The sequence below is a fragment of the Pseudomonas sp. NPDC090233 genome (assembly GCF_044772285.1).
Taxonomy (GTDB): domain Bacteria; phylum Pseudomonadota; class Gammaproteobacteria; order Pseudomonadales; family Pseudomonadaceae; genus Aquipseudomonas.
Genome location: NZ_JBIVYQ010000015.1, coordinates 1 through 15,627 on the forward strand (window position 1 = coordinate 1; position 15,627 = coordinate 15,627).

General features: G+C 58.0%; 13 protein-coding genes, 1 tRNA gene and 1 pseudogene. All 15 read right to left on the reverse strand.

The window, feature by feature from the left end; translation table 11 throughout:
- The coding region (locus ACIQUF_RS25355; protein WP_132579187.1) for a GTP-binding protein at window positions 1-110 on the reverse strand (110 nt) is incomplete at its 3' end.
- Window positions 111-137: 27 nt separating this feature from the next.
- Window positions 138-2,282 (reverse strand): elongation factor G, encoded by a 2,145-nt coding sequence (gene fusA / locus ACIQUF_RS25360; RefSeq protein WP_403136484.1) that lies wholly within the window; start codon window positions 2,280-2,282, stop codon window positions 138-140.
- A 30-nt stretch (window positions 2,283-2,312) separates the two neighbouring features.
- A complete protein-coding gene (rpsG, locus tag ACIQUF_RS25365; protein ID WP_003246741.1) occupies window positions 2,313-2,783 on the reverse strand; it encodes a 30S ribosomal protein S7 in 471 nt (156 codons plus the stop codon).
- A 106-nt stretch (window positions 2,784-2,889) separates the two neighbouring features.
- Window positions 2,890-3,261 carry a 30S ribosomal protein S12 gene (gene rpsL, locus ACIQUF_RS25370; protein WP_003255492.1) on the reverse strand — a complete coding sequence of 124 codons (372 nt, stop codon included), beginning with the start codon at window positions 3,259-3,261 and terminating at the stop codon, window positions 2,890-2,892.
- 211 nt (window positions 3,262-3,472) lie between these two features.
- A complete protein-coding gene (gene rpoC / locus ACIQUF_RS25375) occupies window positions 3,473-7,672 on the reverse strand; it encodes a DNA-directed RNA polymerase subunit beta' (RefSeq protein ID WP_403136485.1) in 4,200 nt (1,399 codons plus the stop codon).
- Between the two features lie 64 nt (window positions 7,673-7,736).
- Window positions 7,737-11,810, reverse strand: a complete 4,074-nt coding sequence (gene rpoB / locus ACIQUF_RS25380; protein ID WP_403136487.1) for a DNA-directed RNA polymerase subunit beta — start codon at window positions 11,808-11,810, stop codon at window positions 7,737-7,739.
- The gene (locus ACIQUF_RS25385; RefSeq protein WP_155294789.1) at window positions 11,810-11,980 is read right to left on the reverse strand and encodes a hypothetical protein; all 171 of its coding nucleotides are present in this window, start codon (window positions 11,978-11,980) and stop codon (window positions 11,810-11,812) included. Before ACIQUF_RS25385 ends, rpoB begins: the two co-directional genes overlap by 1 nt.
- A gap of 49 nt (window positions 11,981-12,029) precedes the next feature.
- On the reverse strand, window positions 12,030-12,395 hold the full coding sequence (rplL, locus tag ACIQUF_RS25390) for a 50S ribosomal protein L7/L12 (RefSeq protein WP_003255496.1): 366 nt from the start codon (window positions 12,393-12,395) through the stop codon (window positions 12,030-12,032).
- 78 nt (window positions 12,396-12,473) lie between these two features.
- Entirely contained in the window at window positions 12,474-12,974 is a 501-nt protein-coding gene (gene rplJ, locus ACIQUF_RS25395; protein WP_009681245.1) for a 50S ribosomal protein L10, read from the reverse strand.
- A 198-nt stretch (window positions 12,975-13,172) separates the two neighbouring features.
- On the reverse strand, window positions 13,173-13,868 hold the full coding sequence (gene rplA, locus ACIQUF_RS25400) for a 50S ribosomal protein L1 (RefSeq protein ID WP_008089131.1): 696 nt from the start codon (window positions 13,866-13,868) through the stop codon (window positions 13,173-13,175).
- Entirely contained in the window at window positions 13,868-14,299 is a 432-nt protein-coding gene (gene rplK / locus ACIQUF_RS25405) for a 50S ribosomal protein L11 (RefSeq protein ID WP_003255500.1), read from the reverse strand. The genes rplA and rplK overlap by 1 nt, the downstream gene beginning before the upstream one ends.
- 119 nt (window positions 14,300-14,418) lie before the next feature.
- Window positions 14,419-14,952, reverse strand: a complete 534-nt coding sequence (gene nusG, locus ACIQUF_RS25410; RefSeq protein ID WP_003255501.1) for a transcription termination/antitermination protein NusG — start codon at window positions 14,950-14,952, stop codon at window positions 14,419-14,421.
- A gap of 9 nt (window positions 14,953-14,961) precedes the next feature.
- A complete protein-coding gene (gene secE / locus ACIQUF_RS25415; protein ID WP_008089117.1) occupies window positions 14,962-15,330 on the reverse strand; it encodes a preprotein translocase subunit SecE in 369 nt (122 codons plus the stop codon).
- A 44-nt stretch (window positions 15,331-15,374) separates the two neighbouring features.
- Window positions 15,375-15,450, reverse strand: a tRNA-Trp gene (locus ACIQUF_RS25420).
- Window positions 15,451-15,504: 54 nt separating this feature from the next.
- A pseudogene (locus ACIQUF_RS25425) lies at window positions 15,505-15,627 on the reverse strand (elongation factor Tu); the annotation flags it as partial.

Here is a 15,627-nt window from a genome sequence, read left to right on the forward strand (position 1 = left end):
GAGCAGACGCGAGTCAGAGCTGCGGTCAGAGTGGTCTTACCGTGGTCAACGTGGCCGATAGTGCCGACGTTAACGTGGGGAAGGGAACGATCAAATTTTTCTTTAGCCACGACAGTGAACCTCTTGCCTAAAGGGGATTAGCCTTGTTTTTTAACGAGTGCTTCGACGATGTTCGACGGAGCTTCGGCGTATTTGGAGAATTCCATGGAGTAGCTTGCGCGACCCTGAGACATGGAACGAACGTCGGTCGCGTAACCGAACATCTCTCCGAGCGGAACTTCAGCACGGACGACGCGGCCGGAGACCGACTCATCCATACCCTGGACCAGACCACGACGACGGTTCAGGTCACCCATCACGTCACCCAGGTAGTCTTCCGGGGTTACAACTTCGACCTTCATGATCGGCTCGAGGACCACGCCGCCGCCTTTAGTGGCCAGCTGCTTGGTTGCCATCGAAGCAGCGATCTTGAACGCCATTTCGTTGGAGTCGACGTCGTGGTACGAACCGTCGAATACCGTGGCCTTCAGGCCGATCAGAGGATAGCCGGCAACGACGCCGTTCTTCATCTGCTCTTCGATACCCTTCTGGATCGGCGCGATGAATTCCTTAGGAATTACACCACCAACGACTTCGTTGGAGAACACCAGACCTTCGGTGATGTTGCCCTTCTCGTCGACTTCTGGCTCCGAGAAACGGATCCAGCAGTGACCGAACTGACCACGACCACCCGACTGACGAACGAACTTGCCTTCGATCTCAACGCCGGACTTGGTGATCTTCTCGCGGTACGAAACCTGCGGCTTGCCGATGTTGGCTTCGACGTTGAACTCGCGCTTCATGCGGTCAACGAGGATGTCCAGGTGCAGCTCACCCATACCGGAGATGATGGTCTGGCCGGTTTCTTCGTCGGTCTTGACGCGGAACGACGGGTCTTCCTGGGCCAGCTTGCCCAGTGCGATACCCATCTTCTCCTGGTCAGCCTTGGTTTTCGGCTCAACGGAGAGCGAGATTACCGGCTCAGGGAAGTCCATACGCTCAAGGATGATTGGCTTGTCGATGTTGCACAGGGTTTCGCCAGTGGTCACATCTTTCATGCCGATCAGGGCCGCGATGTCGCCAGCGCGCACTTCCTTGATCTCTTCACGCTGGTTGGCGTGCATCTGCACCATACGACCAACGCGCTCTTTCTTGCCCTTGACCGAGTTGATGACCGAGTCACCGGAGCTCAGAACACCCGAGTAGACGCGAACGAAGGTCAGAGTACCTACGAACGGGTCGGTCGCGATCTTGAACGCCAGAGCCGAGAACGGCTCGTCGTCGTCAGCGTGACGCTCGTCTTTACGAACAGCCGGGTCTTCTTTGTCCAGGTCCTTGTCGTCCGGGTTGATACCCTGGATTGCAGGGATCTCGGTCGGCGCAGGCAGGAACTCGATGACGGCGTCGAGAACCAGGGGAACACCCTTGTTCTTGAACGACGAACCGCAGACGGCCGGAACGATCTCGCTGGCCAGGGTGCGCGCGCGCAGGCCTGCCTTGATCTCTTCGACGGTCAGCTCACCTTCTTCAAGGTACTTGTTCATCAGCTCTTCGTTGGCTTCAGCGGCGGCCTCAACCATGTTGTTGCGCCATTCTTCAGCCAGCTCCAGCATATCGGCAGGAATTTCCTCCTCGCGATAGGTGGTGCCTTTGTCGTCGTCGTTCCAGTAGATAGCCTTCATCTTGATCAGGTCGACCTGACCCTGGAAGTTATCTTCCGAACCGATGGCCAGCTGAATCGGAACCGGGGTGTGACCCAGACGGTTCTTGATCTGACCCACGACGCGCAGGAAGTTTGCACCGGCACGGTCCATCTTGTTCACGTAGACAACACGTGGAACGCCGTACTTGTTGGCCTGACGCCATACGGTTTCGGACTGCGGCTCAACGCCGGAGGTACCGCAGAACACAACGACCGCGCCGTCGAGTACGCGCAGCGAACGCTCTACTTCAATGGTGAAGTCAACGTGGCCGGGGGTATCGATGACGTTTACACGGTAGTTGTCGTACTGACCAACGGAACCTTTCCAGAAGGTGGTAACGGCAGCGGAGGTAATGGTGATACCGCGCTCCTGCTCCTGCACCATCCAGTCGGTGGTCGCGGCGCCGTCATGCACCTCGCCCATCTTGTGGCTCAGACCTGTGTAGAACAGGATCCGCTCGGTAGTGGTGGTCTTGCCCGCGTCAACGTGGGCACAGATACCAATGTTACGGTAGCGGTTAATTGCTGTAGTACGAGCCATAAAGCCCTCGCAAAATGATTGATGCTTGAATTAGAAGCGGTAGTGCGAGAACGCTTTGTTGGCTTCAGCCATACGGTGCACGTCTTCACGCTTCTTGACTGCAGCACCTTTGCCTTCGGCAGCATCCAGCAGTTCGCCGGCCAGACGCAGAGCCATCGACTTCTCGCCGCGCTTGCGGGCATAGTCTACGAGCCAGCGCATTGCCAGAGCGTTACGACGGGATGGACGAACTTCAACCGGAACCTGGTAAGTGGCACCGCCGACACGGCGGGACTTGACTTCGACCAGCGGAGCGATGGCGTCGAGAGCTTTCTCGAAGATTTCCAGGGGGTCGCTGTTCTTGCGTGCTTTGACGGTATCCAGGGCACCGTAAACGATGCGCTCGGCTACGGCCTTCTTGCCGCTTTCCATCACGTGGTTCATGAACTTGGCGAGAATCTGGGATCCGTACTTAGGATCGTCAAGGATCTCACGTTTTGCTGCTACACGACGTCTTGGCATGATAAGCCCTCAAACGGTCTTCAGGTTAGCCCGGGACGTGGGTCTTCGACCCCTGCCCGACCTTACTCTTATCGACTCAAAAAAATGGAAGTCTGCAAACGGCCGATTACTTCGGACGCTTGGTACCGTACTTCGAACGACCCTGGTTACGGCCTTTGACGCCCGAAGTATCCAGAGAGCCGCGAACGGTGTGGTAACGAACACCTGGCAAGTCTTTTACACGGCCGCCACGGATCAGGACGACGCTGTGCTCTTGCAGGTTGTGGCCTTCACCACCGATGTACGAGGAAACCTCGAAACCGTTGGTCAGACGCACACGGCATACTTTACGCAGTGCCGAGTTAGGTTTTTTCGGCGTGGTGGTGTACACGCGGGTGCACACGCCACGACGCTGCGGGCAGTTCTGCAGCGCAGGAACGTCGGACTTCTCGACCGAACGCTTGCGCGGCTGACGTACCAGCTGGTTGATAGTTGCCATCTACTAGCTCCACTGATTGTCTTGCGACTCTATTGTCTTGCAAGAAAGCCAAAAATTGGCGAGACGGAGCCTCACCAAATTTAAGGGTACAAAAGTCTACGGAGGATCTTGCACCCAGTCAAGACGAGGCCCCGGCCCTCCCCGCCCGATCATCGGCAACAATTCATGTCACCGATGGCCGTTCGGGGCTTGCCGGGGCCCTGCCCTGTACTTAGTTACCGCTGGAGTTCAGCGCTTCGGTCAGTGCGGCTTCCACCTCACTGGCGCTTACACGCAGCGGTTTGTCGGCATCACGGCGACGCTTGCGCTCGCTGTGGTAGGCCAGACCGGTACCGGCCGGGATCAGACGACCCACGACCACGTTCTCTTTCAGGCCGCGCAGGTAATCGCGCTTGCCGGTTACCGCCGCTTCGGTCAGTACGCGGGTAGTTTCCTGGAAGGAAGCCGCGGAGATGAACGATTCGGTCGACAACGACGCCTTGGTGATACCCAGCAGCACACGGGTGAACTTCGAGATGAACTTGTCTTCGCCGGCGAGACGCTCGTTCTCGACCAGTACCTGAGTCAGTTCCATCTGGTCGCCCTTGATGAAGCTGGAATCGCCCGACTCGGAGATCTCGACCTTGCGCAGCATCTGACGCAGGATGGTCTCGATGTGCTTGTCGTTGATCTTAACGCCTTGCAGACGGTAAACGTCCTGGATCTCGTTGACGATGTACTTCGCCAGCGCGCTCACACCCAGCAGACGCAGGATGTCGTGCGGATCGCTCGGGCCGTCGGAGATAACTTCGCCGCGGTTTACCTGTTCGCCTTCGAAGACGTTCAGGTGGCGCCACTTCGGAATCAGCTCTTCGTACGGATCGCTACCGTCGGTCGGAGTGATGACCAGACGACGCTTGCCCTTGGTCTCTTTACCGAACGCGATGGTGCCGCTGACTTCAGCCAGAATCGAGGCTTCTTTCGGACGGCGCGCTTCGAACAGGTCGGCAACGCGCGGCAGACCACCGGTGATGTCACGGGTCTTGGACGTTTCTTGCGGGATACGCGCGATAACGTCACCAACGCCGATCTGTGCACCGTCAGCCACGCCGACAAGGGCGTTGGCCGGCAGGAAGTACTGGGCCGGTACGTCGGTACCTGGCAGGTACAGGTCCTTGCCATTGGCATCGACCATCTTGATTGCCGGACGGATTTCCTTGCCTGCGGCAGGGCGATCCTTGACGTCCAGAACCTCGATGTTGGTCAGGCCGGTCAGTTCGTCGGTCTGGCGCTTGATGGTGATGTTTTCTTCCATGCCCACGAAGGTCACGGTACCTTTCAGCTCGGTAACGATCGGGTGGGTGTGCGGGTCCCACTTGGCGACGATGGCGCCAGCTTCGACCTTGTCACCTTCCTTGACCGAAATCACCGCACCGTAAGGCAGCTTGTAGCGCTCACGCTCACGACCGAATTCGTCGGCAATCGCCAACTCACCGGAACGCGATACGGCAACCAGGTTGCCATCGGCACGCTCGACCTGCTTCAGGTTGTGCAGACGGACCATACCGCCGTTCTTCACCTGGACACTGTCGGCAGCCGAAGTACGGCTTGCAGCACCACCGATGTGGAACGTACGCATGGTCAGCTGGGTACCCGGCTCACCGATCGACTGTGCAGCGATAACGCCGACAGCTTCACCGATGTTCACCTGGTGACCGCGAGCCAGGTCACGACCGTAGCACTTGGCGCAGATGCCGTAACGGGTTTCGCAGTTGATCGGCGAACGCACGACGACTTCGTCGATGCTGTTCAGCTCGATGAACTCGACCCACTGCTCATCAACCAGGGTGCCAGCTGGAACGATGACGTCCTCGGTACCTGGCTTGAACACGTCACGGGCGATGACGCGACCCAGAACACGCTCACCCAGCGGCTCTACAACGTCGCCGCCTTCGATGTGCGGAGTCATGACCAGACCCTGGTCGGTGCCGCAGTCGATCTCGGTTACGACCAGATCCTGGGCAACGTCCACCAGACGACGAGTCAGGTAACCGGAGTTAGCAGTCTTCAGTGCGGTATCCGCCAGACCTTTACGAGCACCGTGAGTCGAGATGAAGTACTGCAGTACGCTCAGACCTTCACGGAAGTTCGCGGTGATCGGCGTCTCGATGATCGAGCCGTCCGGCTTGGCCATCAGGCCACGCATACCGGCCAGCTGACGGATCTGAGCGGCGGAACCCCGCGCACCCGAGTCGGCCATCATGTACATCGAGTTGAAGGACTCTTGATCGACTTCATTGCCCTCACGGTCGATGACCTTCTCTTTCGAGAGGTTGGCCATCATCGCCTTGGACACTTCGTCGTTCGCCTTCGACCACAAGTCGATGACCTTGTTGTACTTCTCGCCCTGGGTTACCAGGCCGGAGGCGTACTGGCTCTCGATTTCCTTCACTTCATCAGTGGCGTTGCCAATGATGCGGGCTTTCTCATCCGGGATGACGAAGTCGTTCACACCGATGGAAACGCCGGAAATGGTCGAGTAGGCAAAACCGGTGTACATCAGCTGGTCGGCGAAGATAACGGTCTCTTTCAGACCAACCACGCGGTAGCACTGGTTGATCAGCTTGGAGATCGCCTTTTTCTTCATCGGCTGGTTGACGACATCGTACGGCAGGCCTGCCGGTACAACCTGGAACAGCAGCGCACGGCCGACGGTGGTGTCGACGATACGGGTGTTCTTGGTGCTGGAGCCATCACGGTCGTTCACGGTCTCGTTGATACGGACCTTGATTTTCGCGTGCAGGGCGGCTTCGCCGGCGCGGAATACGCGGTCGACTTCCTGCAGGTCAGCGAATACACGACCTTCGCCCTTGGCGTTGATGGCTTCACGGGTCATGTAGTACAGACCCAGTACAACGTCCTGCGACGGAACGATGATTGGCTCACCGTTGGCTGGCGACAGAATGTTGTTGGTCGACATCATCAGCGCGCGTGCTTCGAGCTGGGCTTCCAGCGTCAGCGGCACGTGAACGGCCATCTGGTCACCGTCGAAGTCGGCGTTGTACGCGGCGCAGACCAGCGGGTGCAGCTGAATGGCCTTACCTTCGATGAGCACAGGCTCGAACGCCTGGATACCCAGACGGTGAAGGGTCGGTGCACGGTTGAGCAGTACGGGGTGTTCGCGAATCACTTCGGCGAGAACGTCCCACACCTCTGGCAGCTCGCGCTCGACCATCTTCTTGGCAGCCTTGATGGTGGTCGCCAGACCACGCATTTCCAGCTTGCCGAAAATGAACGGCTTGAACAGCTCGAGGGCCATCTTCTTCGGCAGACCGCACTGGTGCAGACGCAGGGTCGGGCCTACGGTAATTACCGAACGACCGGAGTAGTCAACACGCTTACCGAGCAAGTTCTGACGGAAACGACCTTGCTTACCTTTGATCATGTCGGCCAGCGACTTCAGCGGACGCTTGTTCGAGCCAGTGATGGCGCGACCGCGACGGCCGTTGTCGAGCAGGGCGTCGACAGCTTCCTGCAGCATGCGCTTTTCGTTGCGCACGATGATGTCCGGCGCCGACAGATCGAGCAGGCGCTTCAGACGGTTGTTACGGTTGATCACCCGACGATACAGGTCGTTCAGGTCGGAGGTCGCGAAGCGGCCGCCATCCAGCGGTACCAGCGGACGCAGGTCCGGCGGCAGTACTGGCAGGACGGTCAGGACCATCCACTCAGGCAGGTTGCCCGAGCCCTGGAAAGCTTCCATCAGCTTCAGGCGCTTGGACAGCTTCTTGATCTTGGTTTCCGAGTTGGTCTGCGGAATTTCTTCGCGCAGGCGGCCGATCTCGTGCTCCAGGTCGATAGCGTGCAGCAGTTCGCGGACAGCCTCGGCACCCATGCGGGCGTCGAAGTCGTCACCGAACTCTTCCAGCGCTTCGAAGTACTGCTCGTCGTTCAGCAGCTGGCCCTTTTCCAGGGTAGTCATACCCGGGTCGATAACGACGTAGCTCTCGAAGTAGAGAACGCGCTCGATATCACGCAGGGTCATGTCCATCAGCAAGCCGATACGGGACGGCAGCGACTTCAGGAACCAGATGTGGGCAACCGGCGAGGCCAGTTCGATGTGCGCCATGCGCTCACGACGAACCTTGGCCAGGGCAACTTCAACGCCGCACTTCTCGCAGATCACACCGCGGTGCTTGAGGCGCTTGTACTTGCCGCACAGGCACTCGTAGTCCTTGACTGGGCCAAAGATCTTGGCGCAGAACAGGCCGTCACGCTCAGGTTTGAACGTACGGTAGTTGATGGTTTCCGGCTTCTTAACTTCACCGAACGACCACGAACGGATCATTTCAGGCGACGCCAGACCGATACGGATGGCGTCGAACTCTTCGACTTGACCCTGGTTTTTCAGCAAATTCAGTAGGTCTTTCAAGGCCTTTCCTCCTGGCGGAGCAGGGAGCGGGCATTACCTGCCCCGCTCCCCTTCGCGTCACGTGTTATTCGGTTTCCAGATCGATATCGATACCGAGCGAACGGATCTCTTTGATCAACACGTTGAAGGACTCGGGCATGCCCGGCTCCATACGGTGATCGCCATCCACGATGTTCTTGTACATCTTGGTACGGCCGTTCACGTCGTCCGACTTCACTGTGAGCATTTCTTGCAGGGTGTATGCCGCGCCGTATGCTTCCAGCGCCCACACTTCCATCTCCCCGAAACGCTGACCACCGAACTGCGCCTTACCACCCAGCGGCTGCTGGGTAACCAGGCTGTAGGAACCAGTGGAACGCGCGTGCATCTTGTCGTCCACCAAGTGGTTCAGCTTGAGCATGTACATGTAACCAACGGTCACAGGACGCTCGAACTTGTTGCCGGTACGGCCGTCGAACAGCACCATCTGGCCGCTCTCTGGCAAGTCAGCCAGCTTCAGCATGGCCTTGATCTCGCGCTCCTTGGCACCGTCGAAGACCGGCGTAGCCATTGGTACGCCTTTCTTGAGGTTGTGCGCCAGGGCGAGGATCTCTTCGTCGGTGAACTCTTCCAGGTTCTCCTGACGACCACCGATCTCGTTGTAGATCTCGGTGAGGAAGCCACGCAGCTCGGCTGCCTTGCGCTGCTCTTCGATCATGCGGTCGATCTTCTCGCCCAGGCCTTTGGCCGCGAGGCCCAGGTGGGTTTCAAGGATCTGACCAACGTTCATACGCGAAGGTACGCCCAGCGGGTTCAGTACGACGTCGACCGGAGTACCGTTGGCATCGTGCGGCATGTCTTCAACCGGCATGATTACCGAGACGACACCCTTGTTACCGTGACGACCGGCCATCTTGTCACCCGGCTGGATGCGACGGCGGATAGCCAGGTAGACCTTGACGATCTTCAGTACGCCCGGTGCCAGGTCATCGCCCTGCTGCAGCTTGCGCTTCTTGTCTTCGAACTTGTCGTCCAGCAGGCGACGGCGATCGACGATATACTGCTGAGCCTTTTCCAGCTGCTCGTTCAGTGCATCTTCGGCCATGCGCAGTTTGAACCACTGGCCGTGCTCCAGACCGTCCAGCACTTCGTCGGAGATCACGGTGCCTTTCTTCAGGCCCGCGCCACCGTCGACCACCTGGCCGTTCAGGGCAGAACGCAGACGCTCGAAGGTTGCACCTTCGACGATGCGGAACTCTTCGTTGAGGTCCTTGCGGATCTCGTCCAGCTGCATCTTCTCGATGGACAGGGCGCGGCTGTCGCGCTCGACGCCATCACGGGTGAAGACCTGTACGTCGATGACGGTACCCTTGGTGCCGGTTGGCACGCGCAGGGAGGTGTCCTTAACGTCGCTGGCCTTCTCACCGAAGATTGCGCGCAGCAGTTTTTCTTCCGGCGTCAGCTGGGTTTCGCCTTTTGGCGTGACCTTGCCGACCAGGATGTCGCCAGCGCCGACCTCAGCACCTACGTAGACGATACCGGCTTCGTCCAGCTTGTTCAGTGCGGCTTCACCCACGTTCGGGATGTCCGCAGTGATTTCCTCTGGGCCAAGCTTGGTGTCACGCGCCACACAGGTCAGTTCCTGAATGTGGATGGTGGTGAAGCGGTCTTCCTGGACCACACGCTCGGACAGGCAGATGGAGTCTTCGAAGTTGAAGCCGTTCCATGCCATGAACGCGATGCGCATGTTTTGACCCAGAGCCAGTTCACCCATGTCGGTGGACGGACCGTCGGCCATGATGTCGCTACGCTGAACCTTGTCACCTTTGCTCACCAGCGGACGCTGGTTGATGCAGGTGTTCTGGTTCGAACGGGTGTACTTGGTCAGGTTGTAGATATCTACACCGGCTTCACCGGTCTCGACTTCGTCGTCATTGACGCGAACGACGATACGGCTGGCGTCGACCGAGTCGATCACACCACCGCGGCGAGCAACCACGCAGACACCGGAGTCACGGGCAACGTTGCGCTCCATGCCGGTACCCACCAGCGGCTTGTCAGCACGCAGGGTTGGTACAGCCTGACGCTGCATGTTCGAACCCATCAACGCACGGTTGGCGTCGTCGTGCTCGAGGAACGGAATCAACGAGGCAGCAACGGAAACAACCTGCTTCGGCGAAACGTCCATCAGGGTGACGTCTTCCGGCGCCTTGACGGTGAATTCGTTCAGGTGACGAACGGCTACCAGCTCGTCGATCAGTTGCTTCTTCTCGTTCATCGCGGCCGAAGCCTGGGCGATGACGTGATCAGCTTCTTCGATCGCCGACAGGAACACGATGTCGTCGCTGACCACGCCTTCCTTCACCACGCGATACGGGCTTTCGAGGAAGCCGTACTGGTTGGTGCGGGCATAGGCTGCCAGGGAGTTGATCAGACCGATGTTCGGACCTTCAGGGGTCTCGATCGGGCACACACGGCCGTAGTGGGTCGGGTGTACGTCACGGACTTCGAAGCCGGCGCGCTCACGGGTCAGACCGCCCGGGCCGAGTGCGGATACACGGCGCTTGTGGGTGATCTCGGAGAGCGGGTTGTTCTGGTCCATGAACTGCGAGAGCTGGCTGGAACCGAAGAACTCTTTCACCGCCGCCGCAACCGGCTTGGCGTTGATCAGGTCTTGCGGCATCAGGCCTTCGCTTTCGGCCATCGACAGACGTTCCTTGACCGCACGCTCAACGCGCACCAGGCCAACACGGAACTGGTTCTCGGCCATCTCGCCGACGCAACGTACACGACGGTTACCGAGGTGGTCGATGTCATCGACGATGCCTTTGCCGTTACGGATATCGACCAGGGTCTTGAGGACCTCGACGATGTCTTCCTTGCTCAGCACACCCGAACCTTCGATCTCGGTGCGACCGATACGACGGTTGAACTTCATGCGGCCGACGGCCGACAGGTCATAACGCTCGGCGCTGAAGAACAGGTTGTTGAACAGGGTCTCGGCAGCGTCCTTGGTTGGCGGCTCGCCTGGACGCATCATGCGGTAGATCTCGACCAGCGCTTCCAGTTGGTTGCTGGTGGTGTCGATCTTCAGGGTATCCGAAATGAACGGACCGCAGTCGATGTCGTTGGTGTACAAGGTCTCGATGCGAACGACCTGAGCCTTGGCGATCTTGATCAGCAGCTCGGTGGTCAGTTCTGTGTTGCACTCGGCCAGGATTTCACCGGTGGCCGGATGCACGATGGCCTTGGCGGTGGTGCGACCCAGGACGTATTCCATTGGAACGTCCAGCTGGTTGACACCGGCCTTCTCGAGCTGATTGACGTGGCGCGCGGTAATACGGCGGCCTTGCTCGACGATGACCTTGCCCGTTTCGTCATGGATATCCATGACCGCAACTTCACCACGCAGACGCTGAGGTACCAGCTCCAGGCTGAGTTTCTCGCCGGAAATGTGGAACACGTTGGTGGTGTAGAAGGTGTTCAGAACCTCTTCGGTGCTGTAACCCAGGGCGCGCAGCAGAACCGAGGCCGGCAGTTTGCGGCGACGGTCGATACGAACGAACACGCAGTCCTTCGGGTCGAACTCGAAGTCCAGCCAGGAGCCGCGGTACGGAATGATGCGAGCGGAGTACAGCAGCTTGCCGGAGCTGTGCGTCTTGCCACGGTCGTGGTCGAAGAACACACCAGGCGAACGGTGCAGCTGGGAAACGATCACACGCTCGGTACCGTTGATTACGAAGGTACCGTTCTCAGTCATCAGGGGGATTTCACCCATGTAGACTTCTTGCTCTTTGATGTCCTTGATCGCTTTGTTCGACGATTCCTTGTCGAAGATGATCAGGCGCACCTTGACCCGCAGTGGGACCGCGAAGGTCACGCCACGCAGGACACATTCCTTCACATCGAAGGCGGGCTCGCCCAGGCGATAGCCTACGTACTCCAGGGCAGCATTGCCGGAGTAGCTGATGATCGGGAATACCGATTTGAAGGCCGCGTGCAGGCCGACGTCGCGGAAGTGATCCTTGGATGCTCCCGCTTGCAGGAATTCGCGATACGAATCCAGCTGGATGGCCAGTAGGTAAGGCACATCCATAACGTCCGGCAACTTGCTAAAGTCCTTGCGGATACGTTTTTTCTCAGTATATGAGTAAGCCATCAGCGTTCCCCAGCTTGGTCACCTGCTTGTTTGGCTTCTCCCGGCGGGAGCAGCCAGAAAATCGTGCAAACCCCTTGGTTTGCGCCACCCACATGGGTGTCTTGCAGCTTGTTATCGGGGCCGACCTGATCGGCCACCAATAACGGAAAAAGGCCGGTGGCATAAGCCACCAGCCATCAGCCTTTGCTCAACGCTCCGGCTGGCGTCGCAAAGTCGAAATTACTTCAGCTCGACTTTAGCGCCTGCTTCTTCCAGCTTCTTCTTAGCGTCTTCAGCGGCTTCTTTCGAAACGCCTTCAGCTACAACCTGAGGAGCGCCGTCGACTTTCTCTTTGGCTTCTTTCAGGCCCAGACCGGTCAGTTCGCGAACGGCTTTAATGACGTTCACTTTCTTGTCGCCGGCTTCAACCAGAACGACGTTGAACTCGGTCTGCTCTTCAACAACGGCAGCAGCAGCAGCTGGGCCAGCAGCGGCAACAGCAGCGGTAACGCCGAAGGTTTCTTCCATTGCTTTGATCAGCTCAACAACTTCCAGAACGGTTTTCTGGCCGATTGCTTCGATGATTTGCTCGTTAGTCAGGGACATGACTTAAATCCTGTATTGGGGTGACAGCCTACGCAGCCATCAAATTAAACAAATGATTTTGAAAGAGTTTCGCGCGCCTTAGGCAGCGGTAGCTTCTTTCTGGTCGCGAATGGCTGCCAGAGTACGAGCCAGCTTGCTGGTAGCGCCTTGGATCACGCTCATCAGTTTCGCAATAGCTTCGTCGCGGGTCGGCAGGGTAGCCAACACGTCGATCTGGTTCGCTGCAATGAAATTGCCGTCAAACGCAGCTGCCTTGATCTCGAACTTGTCCTGACCCTTGGCGAACTCTTTGAACAGACGAGCAGCAGCGCCCGGGTGTTCGTTGGAGAAAGCAATCAGGGTCGGGCCTTTGAACGCGTCGTTGAGGATCGAAAATTCGGTGCCTTCAACAGCGCGCTTGAGCAGGGTGTTACGTACGACACGTACGTATACGCCAGCTTCGCGGGCCTCTTTACGGAGTCCGGTCATTGCGCCTACAGTCACACCACGGGCATCGGCCACGACAGCGGACAGAGCGACTTTGGCAGCCTCGTTGACTTCAGCGACGATGGCCTTCTTGTCTTCGAGTTTAATTGCCACGGGTTTACTCCTGGTTTTTACCGTTTCATCTGGCCGAAGCCGGATGTCGTTTTGGTGTCTGATTCGGTAACGAATCGGGAGCACCATCTGCGTAGGCTTTAAGGTTTAAGGCTTGCGCCGCCTACGGTCTTGGATAGCCCCCGCCAGGCAGGGACCCCAATTTTTGCTGGTGGCGTGACACGTCACGCCACCATTGCCTTACGCGTTCAGCGAGCTCTGATCGATGACCAGACCTGGGCCCATGGTGGTGCTCAGGGTAACGCGCTTGACGTAGATACCTTTCGAGGAAGCTGGCTTGATACGCTTCAGATCAGCGATCAGGGCTTCAACGTTTTCCTTCAGCTTGCCAGCTTCGAAGCCGACCTTGCCAACGGAGGTGTGGATGATACCGTTTTTGTCGGTACGATAGCGAACCTGACCAGCCTTGGCGTTTTTGACAGCCGTGGCGACGTCTGGGGTTACGGTACCGACTTTCGGGTTAGGCATCAGGCCGCGAGGACCCAGAACCTGACCCAGCTGACCGACAACGCGCATGGCATCAGGCGATGCGATGACGACGTCATAGTTCAGGTCGCCGCCTTTCATTTCGGCAGCCAGATCGTCCATACCTACACGGTCAGCGCCGGCAGCCAGAGCGGCTTCAGCAGCTGGACCCTGGGTGAAGACGGCAACGCGTACGGTCTTGCCAGTGCCGTGTGGCAGCACGGTAGCGCTACGAACGACCTGGTCGGATTTACGCGGGTCAACGCCGAGGTTGACGGCAACGTCGAAGGACTCGCTGAACTTCACGGTGGACAGTTCGGCCAGCAGCGCAGCTGCGTCTTCGAAGTTGTAAACTTTGCCAGCTTCGATTTTCGAAGCAATAGCCTTTTGGCGCTTGGTCAGCTTAGCCATTACACACCCTCCACGTTCAGGCCCATGCTGCGGGCAGAGCCAGCGATGGTGCGTACAGCAGCGTCCAGGTCAGCAGCAGTCAGATCAGCCTGTTTAGCTTTGGCGATGTCTTCCAGCTGAGCACGGGTCACGGTACCGACTTTGACGGTGTTCGGGCGAGCCGAACCACTGGTCAGGCCAGCAGCTTTTTTCAGCAGAACCGAGGCAGGGGTGCTCTTGGTCTCGAAAGTGAAGCTACGGTCGCTGTAGACAGTGATGATCACAGGAGTCGGCAGGCCGGCTTCTTGACCCTGAGTACGGGCGTTGAAGGCCTTGCAGAATTCCATGATGTTCACACCGTGTTGGCCCAGTGCTGGACCAACGGGTGGGCTTGGGTTGGCCTGGCCGGCCTTAACTTGCAGCTTGATGTAAGCCTGAATCTTCTTAGCCATGAGCTACTCCAATATCGGGTACAAACGCCAGATGGCTCCCCGGATGACTTGCGTTTTATCCCAGTGACGACAAAACCCCGCAGCACACAGGGCTGCGGGGTATGGGATGCTTCGTCCGCCTAGACCTTTTCGACCTGGCTGAACTCGAGCTCTACCGGAGTAGAGCGACCGAAAATGAGCACCGCCACCTGGAGGCGACTCTTTTCGTAGTTAACTTCTTCGACACTACCATTGAAGTCAGCGAACGGACCGTCAATGACTCGAACCACTTCACCCGGCTCGAACAGCGTCTTAGGCTTCGGCTTGTCGCTACCGTCGGCAACGCGACGCAGGATAGCCTCGGCTTCTTTATCGGTAATTGGCGCAGGCTTGTCTGCGGTACCACCGATAAAGCCCATCACACGAGGGGTATCCTTGACCAAGTGCCAAGTCCCTTCGTTCATCTCCATCTGGACCAGAACATAGCCAGGGAAGAATTTACGCTCACTCTTGCGCTTCTGGCCGTTGCGCATTTCGACGACTTCTTCGGTCGGGACCAGGATCTCGCCGAAACCGTCTTCCATGCCAGCCAGCTTGACGCGCTCGATCAGGGAGCGCATAACATGCTTCTCGTAACCCGAGTAAGCATGCACAACATACCAACGCTTAGCCACGGGACACCTTTAGCCAACGATCAGGGAGACCGCCCAGCCGAGCAGGGAATCAAGACCCCACAGCAGCAGTGCCATAACCAGCACGACAGCCACGACAATCAGCGTGGTCTGGGTGGTTTCCTGGCGGGTCGGCCACACGACTTTACGAATCTCAGTACGAGCTTCCTTCGCCAGCGCAAAGAACGACTTACCCTTCGCAGTCTGCAGAGCAACAAAGCCAGCGACAGCAGCCAGGGCGAGAAGTGCAAGGACGCGATACAGAATCGGAGATGCGGAGTAATACTGATTACCCACGACACCAACAACCACCAAAGCCACTACAGCCAGCCACTTGAACAGATCAAAACGCGATTCTTGGGCTTCAGTTTTGGGGGTCATCGAGGAGGATCCTGTAAGAAGAAAGCCAATCACACCGAGGTGAATGGCAGGTCAGGAGGGAATCGAACCCCCAACCTACGGTTTTGGAGACCGTCGCTCTGCCAATTGAGCTACTGACCTGTAACGCTGTATCAGGCCGGCCATTATACCGGCCTGATTAAGTAAATCAACTACTTATTCGATAATTTTTGCTACGACGCCAGCGCCGACGGTACGACCGCCTTCACGGATAGCGAAGCGCAGACCGTCTTCCATTGCGATGGTCTTGATCAGGGTAACAGTCATCTGAATGTTGTC